The organism is Tenacibaculum aiptasiae (assembly GCF_965221665.1).
GTDB classification, from domain to species: domain Bacteria; phylum Bacteroidota; class Bacteroidia; order Flavobacteriales; family Flavobacteriaceae; genus Polaribacter; species Polaribacter aiptasiae.
Map to the genome: position 1 here is coordinate 1105444 of NZ_CBDCSN010000003.1, position 14753 is coordinate 1120196.

At 32.1% G+C, this 14753-nt stretch carries 9 protein-coding genes; 6 read left to right on the forward strand and 3 right to left on the reverse strand.

Annotated features, from left to right (window positions below):
• Positions 1-40 precede the first annotated feature (40 nt).
• From pgmB to ACOQN8_RS16660, 3 genes are all read right to left on the reverse strand, one after another.
• On the reverse strand, positions 41-694 hold the full coding sequence (gene pgmB, locus ACOQN8_RS16650) for a beta-phosphoglucomutase (RefSeq protein WP_420553544.1): 654 nt from the start codon (positions 692-694) through the stop codon (positions 41-43).
• Positions 695-696: 2 nt separating this feature from the next.
• Complete coding sequence (locus tag ACOQN8_RS16655; protein WP_420553545.1) at positions 697-2073, reverse strand: MFS transporter; 1377 nt, start codon at positions 2071-2073, stop codon at positions 697-699.
• 135 nt (positions 2074-2208) lie between these two features.
• Complete coding sequence (locus ACOQN8_RS16660) at positions 2209-3225, reverse strand: LacI family DNA-binding transcriptional regulator (protein ID WP_420553546.1); 1017 nt, start codon at positions 3223-3225, stop codon at positions 2209-2211.
• Positions 3226-3422: 197 nt separating this feature from the next.
• Here ACOQN8_RS16660 and ACOQN8_RS16665 point away from each other — a divergent pair, with 197 nt between their 5' ends.
• Genes ACOQN8_RS16665 through ACOQN8_RS16690 form a run of 6 tightly spaced genes read left to right on the forward strand, consistent with a single transcriptional unit; the run spans position 3423 to position 14667 of the window.
• Complete coding sequence (locus tag ACOQN8_RS16665; protein ID WP_420553547.1) at positions 3423-6341, forward strand: SusC/RagA family TonB-linked outer membrane protein; 2919 nt, start codon at positions 3423-3425, stop codon at positions 6339-6341.
• 10 nt (positions 6342-6351) lie between these two features.
• Positions 6352-7962, forward strand: a complete 1611-nt coding sequence (locus tag ACOQN8_RS16670; RefSeq protein ID WP_272149590.1) for a RagB/SusD family nutrient uptake outer membrane protein — start codon at positions 6352-6354, stop codon at positions 7960-7962.
• 18 nt (positions 7963-7980) lie between these two features.
• Complete coding sequence (locus ACOQN8_RS16675) at positions 7981-9102, forward strand: SusE domain-containing protein (RefSeq protein WP_420553548.1); 1122 nt, start codon at positions 7981-7983, stop codon at positions 9100-9102.
• Positions 9103-9132: 30 nt separating this feature from the next.
• Positions 9133-10806, forward strand: a complete 1674-nt coding sequence (locus tag ACOQN8_RS16680; RefSeq protein ID WP_420553549.1) for a SusE domain-containing protein — start codon at positions 9133-9135, stop codon at positions 10804-10806.
• A 58-nt stretch (positions 10807-10864) separates the two neighbouring features.
• Positions 10865-13972 carry an alpha-amylase family glycosyl hydrolase gene (locus ACOQN8_RS16685; protein ID WP_420553550.1) on the forward strand — a complete coding sequence of 1036 codons (3108 nt, stop codon included), beginning with the start codon at positions 10865-10867 and terminating at the stop codon, positions 13970-13972.
• Positions 13972-14667, forward strand: coding sequence for a hypothetical protein (locus ACOQN8_RS16690; RefSeq protein ID WP_420553551.1), 696 nt, complete (start codon positions 13972-13974; stop codon positions 14665-14667). The genes ACOQN8_RS16685 and ACOQN8_RS16690 overlap by 1 nt, the downstream gene beginning before the upstream one ends.
• Positions 14668-14753 lie beyond the last annotated feature (86 nt).

Genomic DNA, 14753 nt, shown 5'->3' on the forward strand with positions numbered 1-14753 from the left:
AATCATTCTATTTTTTAAAACTCTACTTAAGTTTTGTATTCTATTTCTCTATTAACTCTTTTAAAAAGGCGATGCTTATCTCAGTAAAATCATTAAAAACATAATCTGCTTCTTTTAAAACATCTTTATCTCCAATACCTATTGATATCATGTTTGCATTGTTAGCAGCTTGAACTCCTGCTAAAGAATCTTCAAATACAATACAGTTTTGCGGAATCATTTCTAACGATTTCGCTGCATTTAAAAATACTTCTGGATCTGGTTTTGCTTTTGATACATCATTACCATCAACAATAGCATTGAAGTCTGAAATTAAATTCACCTTTTTTAAAATTTGTCTAGCATTTTTACTTGCTGACCCCAGCGATATTGGCTGGTCTTCTTTTTTTAAGTAATTCAATACTTTAGGAACATCTGGCAAAATCTCACTTTCATCCATCTTGGCTATATAACTCAAATAATCATTATTTTTTTTTGCCATGAGTTCCATAAATTCATCTTCTGGGATTGTTTTATTTCCCCAAGACAATATTTTTTCTAAAGATCTTACTCTACTTACTCCTTTTAATTGTTCGTTTTGAGTTTCGGTAAAATCTATTCCTATATCATTTGCTAATTTTTTCCAAGCTAGAAAATGATATTTTGCGGTGTCAACAATAACACCGTCTAAATCGAAAATAAATCCTTTCTTCATTTTTATTCTTCTACTGTTTGGTAAGTAATTGCTTTAGGGTTTGTTATTAAGAAGTTTGCTAAACCAGCTAATAGTAAACTTACCCCAGCTACTGTCATTGCATTAATAGCTTCTTCGCCTAATAAACCAGAAATAAAATTAACTCCTCCTAAAGCAGCAACTATTTGAGGTATCACAATAAACATATTGAATATCCCCATAATTACTCCCATCTTTTTAGGATCAACGGAACTTGACAACATTGCATATGGCATTGACAAGATGCTTCCCCAAGAAAATCCTATTAAAACAAACGAGATTGTTAAATATTCTGGCGATGGTATAAACTTCATCATTAAGAAACCTAATCCCCCAAGGATTAAAGAAACCATGTGAACATACTTTCTATTAATTCTTCTTTTTGATGTATATAACACTAATAATAATGCAAAAGCCATTGATGATAATCCATATGTCCCCATATAGGACCCCACCAAATTTGATGATTTTTGAAAAGCTGTATTCGCTACATTAAATGCTTCTGCTTGCGCAGTCACAGCCATATCATAGTTCGCTTCAATTGGTGCAGGCGTTTTAAATACGTGTTCTGTAAGTGCAGGGTTTGCCATACTCCACATAGTAAAAAAAGCAAACCAACTAAAGAATTGTATTACACCTAACCTCTTCATTGTTGAAGGCATACTTCCTACATTATTTAAAATATCTGGAATAAATTGATTCTTTTTAGCTTTTTCTTTTTCAAAAGCTTCCATATCCTCTGGAGGATACTCTGAAGTAGTAAAAACTGTGTAAAGAATACTTACTAAGAAAACAAATGCTCCAATTGCAAAGGCAACTTTTACCGACATTGGCACCACTCCTGAAGCAGCAGAATCACTTACTCCAAATTGTGAAACCATCCACGGTAAATTACTTGCTACCCAAGTTCCAATACCTATAATTAATGTTTGTACAACAAACCCATAAGAACGCTGAGATTCTGGTAACTTATCTGCCACTAAAGCTCTAAATGGCTCCATAGACACATTAATTGAAGCATCTAAAATCCATAAGAAACCAGCAGCAATCCATAAAGCTGGAGAATGCGGTACTAAAAATAATGCTAGGGAACTTAAAATAGCTCCTATTAAAAAATAAGGACGCCTTCTCCCCCATTTCACACTCCAAGTTCTATCACTTAGATATCCAATAATTGGTTGAACTAATAGTCCTGTTAATGGAGCGGCAATCCAAAGCATGGGAATGTCATCCTTAGCAGCACCAAGAGTTTGAAATATTCGAGACATAAAGCCTCCTTGTAAGGCAAAACCGAACTGAATCCCTAAGAAACCGAAACTCATGTTCCAAATTTCCCAGAAACTTAATTTACGCTTTTTCATTATCGTAATTAATTAGTTTATACTACGATAAGCGCTATGACTTATCTATTTATTTGTGGAATAAAAATTATTGATAAGTCTTTTTGTCGTGATAAAGATATAACTTAGATTGTTAACTATGAAAAAAAGTTACTATTACGATTTCGTAGATTCTCTAATCTTCAAGTTGCTGGAAATCACTTTTGTTTGAAATCTTTTTTTATCGTCTCCATTTTCTATTCTATCTATTAGCATTTCCGCTGCTTGTTTCCCCATAGTAAACCCGTGTTGAACTACCGTAGTAATAGATGGTGATGAATATTCTGATATTAAACCATCTGTAAATCCAACTATTGAAATATCTTCAGGAACCCTCAAACCTTTTTCTTTTGCTATTCGTATAGCGATAGCTGCATAAATTTCGTTTACAGCAAACACAGCATCTACCTCATGCACAAACAATTCTTTTATTTGAGTATAAATATCCTTTTCTTCATCTACCTCAATAATTAAATCCCTATCAATAACTCCTCCTTGTTCCTTTAGTGCTTTTTCGTAACCTTGCTCTCTGTGCAAACCTACTGTTACATGCTCAGGTGTTGTTACAATTGCTATTTTTTCACAACCTAAATCCAACAAATGCTTTGTTGCTTTATATCCTGCTCCTATATCATCCACAATTACCTTATCACAGTTTATAGATGCATGTGTTCTATCAAACAATACTAAAGGTACTTCATTTTCGGTTAATCTTTTAAAATGAGAGAAAGTGTTATTCTCTAACGTCTCTTTTGCTATAGAAACCAACAACCCATCAACACTTCCGTTAGTTAAAACATCTATGGTTTCTGCTTCTTTCTTTTCATTATTATTAGAAAAGCAAACCATGATATTATACCCTCTTTTATTCGCCTCGTCTTCAATACCTTTAATCACTGTTGAAAAGAAGTGATGTACAATTTTGGGTAATATAATACCAATAACTTTTGTTTTCTGATTTCTTAATTGTAATGCTAAATTATTAGGTCTATAATTATAGTAATCGGCATATGCTTTTATACGATCTTTTGTTTCTTTACTAATTTCATAACTGTCTCTCAAAGCTTTAGAAACTGTTGAAACTGATACACCTAACTCTTTTGCTATTATCTTTATGGTAATTTTTGGCTTCATATTTTACAAAACTGATAAATTTTTCGGTTAATATTATCGATATGTTAAGTTAAAGTAAAAAAGTTATTAACACGAAAACGTTTTCGTAGCATTAATAGTAGCTAGAAAGATATTTTAATGACTACCTTCACGGAGTGGAATTTAAATTATTGATTGCTTATAGATCAAATTTACAGTTATTATTTAATAATTTATACATGAAAAATTTAAAATTATTGTTCAGTGGAATTCTACTACTTTCCTCTATAACAATGTTTGCCCAACAAACTGTTACAGGTAAAGTTACAGAAAAAGACACAGGGGAACCTTTACCCGGTGTAAGTATTATCATAAAAGGGACAATTAAAGGTATTGATACCGACTTTAATGGTAATTATAGTATTCAAAATGTTAAACCTACAGACGTTTTAGTCTATTCCTTTATAGGTTTAAAAACAAAAGAAGTTTTAGTAGGTAACCAAACCACAATTAATGTTTCATTAGAAAACGACAACCAAAACTTAGATGAAGTTGTTGTAGTTGGTTATGGTACTACTACGGTAAAAGATGCTACAGGTTCAGTAGAAGCTATTACTGCTAAAGACTTTACTAAAGGTAACGTTGTAACTCCTGAAAACTTATTAAGTGGTCGAGTTTCTGGTGTAGAAATTAAAACAAGTGGTGCGCCAGGTTCTGGTTCTCAAATAACCATTCGTGGAGGTTCATCTATTACTGCATCTAATTCTCCTTTAATAGTAATTGACGGTTTACCAATTGAAGAAAATAGTGTAGCTGGTTCTCGTGGTGTTTTAGCAAACATAAACCCTAATGATATTGAATCATTCTCTGTATTAAAAGATGCGTCTGCTACTGCTATTTATGGATCTCGTGCCTCTAATGGTGTAATCATTATTACAACTAAAAAAGGTAAAAGAGACTTCACATTAGATTTAGACTACCAATTTACTTATGGTGAGATTAGAGATAGAATTAATGTTTTCTCTGCAGATGCTTTTAGAAGCTTAATCCAACAAAGAAGACCAGGAGATGTTGGCTTATTAGGTACAGCAAATACAAATTGGCAAGATGAAATTTTTAGATCTACAGGTTCGTCTCTAACCAACTTAACTGCTAAAGGTCAAATTTTTGGAGCTATTCCTACAAGATTATCTTTAGGTTTTGCTAATCAGGAAGGAAACATCTTAACTTCTAATTTTGATAGAAAAACTATATCGTTATCGATGAACCCTTCTTTGTTAGATGATCACTTAAAAATTAACTTAAATTATAATAGAAACTTCGAGGATAGTAGGTTTGGTGATGCTGGTCAAATTGGAGCAGCTTTACGTTATGATCCTACTCAACCAGTATACGATGCTAGTTCACCTTTTGGAGGTTTTTATCAACACAGAAATGGAAATTTAGTTTTAAACGGTACTCAAAACCCTGTTGCTGCATTATTATTAGCTAACAGTAGAGGTAAAGTATTTAGACACTTTGGAAACTTAAATCTTGATTATAAACTTCATTTCTTCCCTGACTTAAGAGCAGTTATTAATGTTGGTTTTGATAAAGCAGAAGGAACAACAACTTATACAAACCCATATGATATTGGAAATGCTGATGAAACATTGCGTTTTGCTGGTATTAGCTCTTCAGGATATTCTGAAAGAAGCAACCAATTATTAGATGGTTATTTAAACTATACCAAAAAATTAGAAAAGGTAAACCTAGATGTTACTGCTGGTTATTCTTATCAGAAGTTTAAAAACTTTGGTGGTGACTCTGGAAACACATTAAACCCTACATCTTTTGCTACCACTTTTGCCGACCCTAATGTTGTAAACATCGGTTTCTTTGGTAGAGTAAAAGTTGATTACTTAGACAAATATTTACTTACTTTAAACTACCGTAGAGATGGAACTTCACGTTTTAGTAGTGAAAATCGTTGGGGTGATTTTGGTGGAGCTGCTTTAGCTTGGAAAGTAAGCGAAGAAGACTTCTTAAAAGATTCAGAAATATTATCTAACTTAAAATTAAGAGTTAGTTACGGTTTAACAGGGCAACAAAACTTACCTGGAGTAAATGATGTTTATTTGAATAGATATCGTTTCGGAAATCAAAACTCTCAATTCCAATTTGGAAATAATGTTATTAAAGCAACAATTCCATCGGTTATCAACCCTAACTTAAAGTGGGAAGAAACAGCTACTTTAGAATTTGGTATTGATTATGGATTATTTAACAATAGATTTGATGGTTCATTAAATTACTTTAATAAAAAATCAACAGATTTATTATTTAACACAGGTTTACCTGATGGAATTAACTTTAGTAACCAAGTAATTCAAAATGTTGGTGATTTAGAAATTAACGGTATTGAATTCACTTTTAACGGTGATATTTTAAAAACAGAAGATATCAACTGGAACTTTACTTCTAACGCTACATATCTTGACAGAAAAATTACTGCTTTAGCTAACAATAGCGATATTAGAACTGGAGGTACTGCTGGAGGAACAGGAAATACTATTCAACTTTTGAGAGAAGGATTTGCTCCAAACTCTTTTTACGTATTCAAACAATTATATGATAGCGCTGGAAAACCTATTGAAGGTTCTTATGCTGACTTAAATGGTGATGGAATTATAAATGATAATGATCGTTATTTAAAAGAAAATCCAGCTGCTGATTTAATCTTTGGTTTCCAATCAAACTTTAACTATAAAAACTTTGATTTATCTTTTAACTTAAGAGCTAATATTGGAAATTATGTTTATAACAACGTAAATTCAGCAAGAGCTCAGTATGCTTTATTACAAGATAATGCTGTATTAGGAAATGTTCCTACTTCAGTTTTAGCAACTGACTTTGTAAATACTTCAGATGTTTTAAACTCTGATATCTTTATAGAAAATGCATCATTCTTAAGAATGGATAATATTACTATTGGTTATACATTTGATAGACCTATTAAAAAGTTTTCAAAAAATAGTATTCGTATTTGGGCTGGAATGCAAAATGTATTTACCATTACAAACTATAGTGGTTTAGACCCTGAGGTATTTGGTGGAATTGATAATACTATTTATCCAAGACCTAGAAACTTCCTTATCGGTACTAATATTAAATTTTAATACTTAAAAAATGAAAAAATATATTCAATCAATAAAGTTCATAGCTTTCTTAGCAAGTATAGCTTTGGTTGTTTCTTCGTGTACTAAAGATTTAAATATTACACCACAAGATGACCAAACTGTATTAAGTGAGGAGTTATTTAAAAATGAAAGTGCCTATAAAGAAGTTTTAGCGGGTGTTTATGCTAACTTATCTTTAACAGGTGTAGATGGTGCAGGAAGCTCTAACGTACAAGGTTTAGATGCTGGTACAAGTCAATACGGTCGTGTATTAGTATACTTACAAACTTTATCTGCTGATCAAATGATCTGGTCATACGAAAACGATCCAGGTACTAGAGAAATTCAACGTAACATATGGACTGCTCAAAATCCATTATTATATGGTTTCTTTGGTAGAGCCACAGTTTCAGTTTCTTTTGCAAACAGCTTTTTAAGAGAAACTACTGATGCTAAATTAGATTCTAGAAACGTTTCTACTGCGACAAGAGCAGATATCAAAACTTTCCGTGCAGAAGCTAGATTATTAAGAGCTTTATCTTACTATCATTTAATGGATTTATTTGGAAAAGCACCAATGGTAGTTGAAACAGATCCTGTTGTTAATTTTAATCCACCACAAGCAGATAGAGCTACTCTTTTTAATTTTATAGAGAGTGAATTAAAAGCAATTGAGGGTGACTTATTAGATCCAAAGACAAATGAGTATGGACGTGCTGATAAAGCTGTTGCATGGATGATTTTAGCTAAAATGTATTTAAATGCTGAAGTATATATTGCTCAAGATAAATACACAGAATCTTTAACGTATCTTAATCAAATAATTAACGGTGGTTATACGTTAGCTCCTGATTATTTAAACAATTTCATGGCAGATAACAATACTAATCCTGCTACAAATGAAATTATCTTCCCTTTAATTTCTGATGGTCTTACAACACAAAACTTTGGTCCAACAACTGTTATGGTTAACGGAGAAGTTGGTAGTATTGAAGCAAACGGAGTTTCGTTAGGTGTTGGTGCCGGCGGATGGGGAGGCGCCTTAAGAGTAAGAAAGCAATTTGCCGACCTATTTAATGGTGGTGTATTTAACAATGATTCTAGAAATACATTAATCACAGCACAAAGAGATGTAAACATTACTGATATTTCAGATCAGGATCAAGGATATATTATTACTAAGTATTCTAACCGTACTTCAACTGGAGCACAAGGTAGCGATCAAACGTTTGTAGATACTGATTTCCCTTTATTTAGACTTGCAGATGCATATTTAATGTATGCTGAAGCAGTTTTAAGAGGTGGAACAGGAGGAACAAATGCTGATGCTCTTAACTATGTAAATCAATTAAGAACACGTGCAAACAATCCACAAACAATCACAGCTGCTGAGTTAACTTTAGATTTCATTTTAGATGAAAGAGCTCGTGAACTACATTGGGAAGCTCATAGAAGACAAGATTTAATTCGTTTTGGAAGATTTACAGGAGGTAACTACAACTGGACTTGGAAAGGTAACGCTAGCAACGGTATTTCTATTCCTAATCACATGAGTGTATATCCAATCCCAAGCAACAGTTTAGCTTCAAATCCTAATTTAACTCAAAATACTGGGTACTAATATTTGAAAACATTAATTATGAAAAATAAATTTTTAAAACTAACAAGTTTATTCATAGCAATAATAACGCTTAGTGTATTTAATGCTTGTGATGATACTTCAGATATATTTACTGTATCGGATGGAACTGCATCAGTATTAGCCGATGTTAGTATAAATAAAATTACATTAGACCCTGTAAATACAAGCACTCCTGCTTTAACATTAAACTGGTCTGATGCAAACTATGCTCAACAAACTGCTATTAATTATGCAGTTCAGTTTTCTAGTGATGAAGCTTTTACATCTCCTGTAACAGCTACAACATTAACTGGAAAAAACGATGTAACTTTTTCTATGGCTGAATTAAATTCTGCTGCTGGAAATTCTGGTTTAAATCCATTTGAATGGAGTACTATTTATGTAAGAGTCGTTTCTTCATTAGGAACTCAAAATGGAAACCCAGTAAACTCTAACTCAATTAATTTAATGGTTTATCCATACTTTAACTATGTGTTTAAAGATTATTATTTAGTTGGAAATGCTACTGCTGCAGATTGGAATAACAATAATAATAACCCAGCATTATTCCGTAACCCTAATGATGAAAATGAATACACTTATACAGCTTATTTTGGTGCAGGTGAATTTAAAGTTCTTGAAACAAAAGGTTTATGGCAACCTCAATGGGGTACAAACGATGGTGTATTAGCAGGTGGAGAATATTCAGGTACAATTGAAGTAAATCCTGGTGGAGGTACTGATCCAGGTACATTCCCTGCCAATAACAATGGTATAACAGCTGGTTTTTATACGTTTACAATCAACTTTGCTAGCAAGAAATATTCTTTTAAATCATATGATGCATCAGGAGCAACTAGCCCTGCTTCATTAGCTTTACAAGGTTCAGCTGTTACAGCCTCTACTCCATTAACTGCATTAACTTTTGATGGACATATTTGGAATGTTAGCAATGTTCATTTAACACCTGGTAATTTAAAGTTTGTAACTGGAGCTGGAGCTTCTTGGGGAAGTAATACTTCATTTTCAGGAACTGCTACTAATGGAGGAGCAGATATTCCTGTAGTTGTTGAAGATGATTACGATGTTTGGTTTAATGATTTAACAGGAGAATACATCCTTGTTCCATTAAACTTATAAAAAATAGATTTTAACATAATCACAATAAAAATGAAATATTTACATAAATTAAGTCTGATATTAATAGCTTTTACGCTAATATTCAGCTCTTGTGATACAGAAGAAAGTTTAAATATTGTTACTCCAGAATCTAAATTTGTATTAAATACACCTGGAATTTCAAATGTGTTTTTAAACTTTTCTTTACCAGATAACCCTGCCTTTACTATTACTTGGATTGACGAAATTACTGGAAGTTCGGAATACATGGTAGAAATGGCTTTAGAAGATACTTTTGCTAGTCCAATCCTTTTAGGAACTACAGATAAGAATAGTTTTACTATGACAGTATCTGAATTCAATACTGTTTTAAGTAACGCAAATATTAAATCATTTACAGAAACTGGTGTTTATATCAGATTAAAAGCTGGTAGTACAACTTCTAATACCATTTTATTACAAGTATCTAAATTTGCTGTAAAAGTTCCTGTAATTACTAGCCCTGATAATTCTTTTACTAAAGTATTATCTGATGCAGATCCTAGTTTAACTGCATTAACAATTAACTGGGATGACCCAGAAGCAGCTGATAATAGTAGTGTTAAAATTACTTATGAAGTAGAAATGGCACTTGGAGGAACTAATTTTGCTACCGTTAGCAATATTGGATCAACAGAGAATAAATCTTTTGATATTTCTCATGAAGCTTTAAATGATGCTGTAATAGCTGCTGGTGGAGTTGCTAATACTGCTGCTAATTTTGATTTCAGAATAAAAGCAATTGCAAAAACAGCTTCAGGAGATTTGTTTAGAACATCTCAAATGATTACTATTTCATTAACTCCATACAAAGGTGCAGTGCCAGACAACTTATTTATGGTAGGTTCTCATAATGGATGGAATAATGCAGATGCTACTCAACAATTTTATAATGATGGAAATGGTGTATTCTCAAGAGTACAAATGTTCAATGCAAATGATGAGTTTAAAATGTTACCAACTTCAGGATCTTGGGATGGAGACTGGGGAGAAGATCCAACTAATGCTGGTAAAATAGTACAAGATGGTGAACAAAACATTAAAGTTACTGATGCAGGAAACTATATCGTAATTATCGACTTTAACACATTAAGTTTTAAGCTTTCTAAAATAGATAACTTATACATGGTTGGAGCTCATAATGGATGGAATAATGCAGATGCTACTCAACAATTCAACACTTCAGGAAACGGAGTATTTACAAGAATCCAAACTTTCTCTGCAGGTGATGAATTTAAAATGTTACCAACTTCAGGATCTTGGGATGGTGATTGGGGAGAAAACAAAAACTCTTCAGGAAAAATCATCCAAGACGATGAGCAAAATATAAAAGTAGCTGATGCTGGTACTTATATGGTGACTGTAGATTTCAATGACTTATCATATTCATTAGTAACAGTTCCTGCCGCATTACATTTAGTAGGATCAATTAATGGATGGGATAATACTACTGCGGCTCCATTTACAAAAGTTTCGGAAGGAGTATTCGAAATTAATCAAGTATTAACTGCTACTGATGAATTTAAGTTTTTACCTATGCAAGGATCTTGGGATAACGATTGGGGTGAAAGCTCTAAATATCCAGGAATGATTGTTAGAGATGGTGAAAGTAATGTAAAGTCACCAGGAAATGGTACATATAAAATTACTGTAGATTTTAATAAAGGTACAGTAACTGTTGAATAATATTTTGAAAAGACTGGTTTAGTTGTAAACCAGTCTTTTCTTTTTCTACCAAATTACAATGAAAAAAATCCTACTATCCCTTTTCACATTTATAACATCAATAGGTTTGTTTGCTCAGCAACAAAATATTGATTTTGCTATAAATCCAAATACGTTTAATGAAACAGATGATATAACAATTACTTTTTCAAATATAAATCCTGCAACATGGGGTGTTACTGATTTATATTTATGGAGCTGGTCATACGATACAAATGATTTAAATTCAATGGATGCTCCAAATAATGGTACTTGGACAAACTCTAATGAAGCTCAAAAACTAACAAACAACAACAACGGAACATATTCAATTACATTAAAACCAACTACATTTTACAACAGAACTGGTATTGGTAAAATAGGTTTTTTAGTAAAAGCAAAAGATGGTTCTGGAGATAAAAAATCGCAAGATATGTATGCTGAAGTTGGTGCTGCAACACCAGACCCAACTGTAACTGAAGCAACATTACCTAGTGGAATGAAAGATGGACTAAACTTAGATCCTAATGACAACACTAAAGCTACTTTTGTACTATATGCTCCGCAAAAAAAGTTTGTAAATCTTATTGGAAGCTTTAATAATTGGCAAAGAGACGATGTAAACTACCTATTAAAAAAAGACAGTGCTAAAGACCGTTTTTGGATTGAAGTAACAAACTTAACTCCTCAAACAAATATCACCTATCAATACTTAGTAGATGGTGATTTAAGAATAGCTGACCCCTACTCTACCACAATATTAGATCAGAATAATGATTCTGGTATAAATGCTACAACTTATCCGAATTTACCAGCATATCCAACAGGAAAAACAGAACATGCTGTATCCTTATTCAAAACAGGAGAAGCTGCTTATAATTGGCAAATTACCAACTTTACAAAACCAGCTAGAACAGATTTAGTAATCTACGAATTATTAATAAGAGATTTTGATCAATTACATAGTTTTGATGCTGTAAAAAACCGTTTAGATTACATTCAAAATTTAGGAGTTAACGCAATCGAATTAATGCCTGTTAGTGAATTTGATGGAAATGAATCATGGGGGTATAATCCTTCTTTTCATATGGCATTGGATAAATACTATGGAACAAAAGAAGCATTCAAGCAATTTATTGATGAGTGTCATAAACGTGGAATTGCTGTTATTTTAGATGTAGTTTATAACCATGCTACAGGGCAAAATCCATATTTCAGAATGTGGAATACAAGTAACGGTGGTTACGGAGGTCAACCAGCAGCAGATAGCCCTTTCTTTAATGTTTCTGCAAAACATTCATTCAATGTTTTCAACGACTTTAATCACAGCAAACAAGCTACAAAAGATTATGTAAAAAGAACCTCTCAATACTGGATTGACGAATTTAAAATTGATGGATTCCGTTGGGATTTAACCAAAGGTTTTACTCAAAATTGTTCAGATGGTAACGATTCTTGTACAAATGCATATCAAGCAGACAGAGTTGCTGTTTTAAAAGAATATGCCGATTACCAATGGGAAAAAGATGGTGATTTCTATGTTATTTTCGAACATTTAGGAACAAATCAAGAAGAAACCGAATGGGTTAATTATCGTTTAAACGAAGGAAAAGGTATTATGTTTTGGAGCAATTTAAATCATCAATATAATGAAGCTACATTAGGATATCATGATAGTGGAAAATCAGATTTTTCTTGGATAGATTACCGCAAAAGAAACTGGACTACTCCTGCTAACATTTCTTATATGGAAAGTCATGATGAGGAACGCTTAATGTATAAAAACTTACAGTTTGGTAATTCGAACGGAAGTTATAGTGTTAAGAATTTAGCAACTGCATTAGAAAGAATGAAATTAGCTGGTGCGTTTTATTTTACCATACCAGGTCCTAAAATGATTTGGCAATTTGGTGAATTAGGTTATGACATAAGTATTGAAGAAAATGGTAGAACTGGTAACAAACCTATTCTTTGGAATTATGAAAACGAACCTAATAGAAAAGCTATTTATGATACTTGGAAAGATTTAATCAAATTAAAAAATGGAGAACCTATTTTTAAAACTGGAGATTTTACTTTAGACGTTTCCGAAACTACAGGTTTAAAAACTATCCATTTAACACAAGGTTCTGCTACAGGTAATGAAGTTAAATATGTTACTATTATTGGTAACTTTGGAGTTACAACACAATCAATAAATCCCAAATTTCAAGAAACTGGTGATTGGTATGAGTTTTTAAATAACAACTTAAAAACAACTATTACTGATGTTAATGCTTTAATTTCACTGGCGCCAGGAGAATTTAAAATCTATGGAAATAATCCTTCTAGTTTATTTACGAATAATGATACTGATGGTGATGGTGTTCTAAATAGTGATGATAACTGTCCAAATACTCCTGCAGGAGCTAAAGTAGATGTTTTTGGATGTGAAATATTTACCTTACCTGCAAACAACTTTTCTTTACAAGTTTTAAGTGAAACTTGTAGAACTAGTAACAATGGTAGTATTATAATTTCTACTCAAAAGAATTTAAACTATACTGCAACTCTTACTGGTAATTCAGTTTCTTTAACTAAAACATTCAATACAACACACACTTTTGAAAATCTTTCAGCTGCAACTTATGAAGTTTGCATTACTGTAGATGGGCAACCTAATTATAAAATATGTTTTAATTCAGTTATTACTGAACCAGAAGATATTACGGTTGTTTCTAAAATTGCAAAGGAAAGTAATACTGTGGAGCTTAAATTAGACGGTAGTAAAAACTATAATATTACGCTAAATGATGAAACTTATAAAACATCAAACTCGTTTATAGAATTACCTCTTTTACAAGGAAAGAATACATTAAAAGTTGTGGGGGATAAAGATTGTCAAGGAATTTTTGAAAAAACAATTTATTTAGGTGAAGAAATTAGCACTTTCCCTAACCCATCAACTACTCATATTAATGTTTATTTAGGTACTTTAAAAGAAAAAGCATCAATAGATATATATGCGTTGAATGGAAGTTTAATTTATCAAACATCAGCAAATTCTGAAACAAAAAGAATCGATATTTCGGATTTAGCTAAAGGAATGTACATCTTATATGTAACAAAAAACAATGAAAGTAAATCGTTTAAAATAATTAAAGAATAATGACTTTTCGTAATATATATTTTATCCTTTTTTCAGGTTTAATTTTAACTTCTTGTGGAGGTGGTAGTAGTACGGAAGATATTCCACCAGCTGCTCCAACTAAAGCTACATTAGTTTTTCCTGAACAAAATTCTGAATGCAACGAAGGAACTATCATTAGTGATACTAAAAGTTCAGTAACGTTTAATTGGTCTGATGCGACAAACACAACTAATTATGAAATCTTTGTAAAAAACTTAGACACTGACGTTACTTCTACATATACAAGTAGCGATTCTGAAAAGATTATCACTATTAACAGAGGAACTCCATACTCTTGGTATGTAATTTCAAAAAACTCAGGTACACAGGTAGCACAAAGTGATACGTGGAAGTTTTATAATGCAGGTAAACCTGTTTCATCACACGCTCCTTTTCCTGCTGATCTAGTTAGTCCATCTATGGGAGCTAACTTAGCTAGTACTACAACAACGGTAAATTTAAAATGGACAGGTAGTGATGTTGACAATGATATCAGTAAATATACAATTCAATTAAATACAACAAGCCCCCCTACTAGTTCTATAGGTACAGTAACGACAACTTCGTTAGACACCAATGTAAGCTCTAATACGACATACTATTGGAGAGTAATAACTGAAGATTCTAAAGGTAATACATCAACCTCAGAAATATTTCAGTTTAAAGTTAACTAGAAAAAAGGCATTTACTAAGTAAATGCCTTTTTTATTTCCTTCCTTTATAGGTAAACACTAGCCCTAACCTATTATTTTTCAAAAAA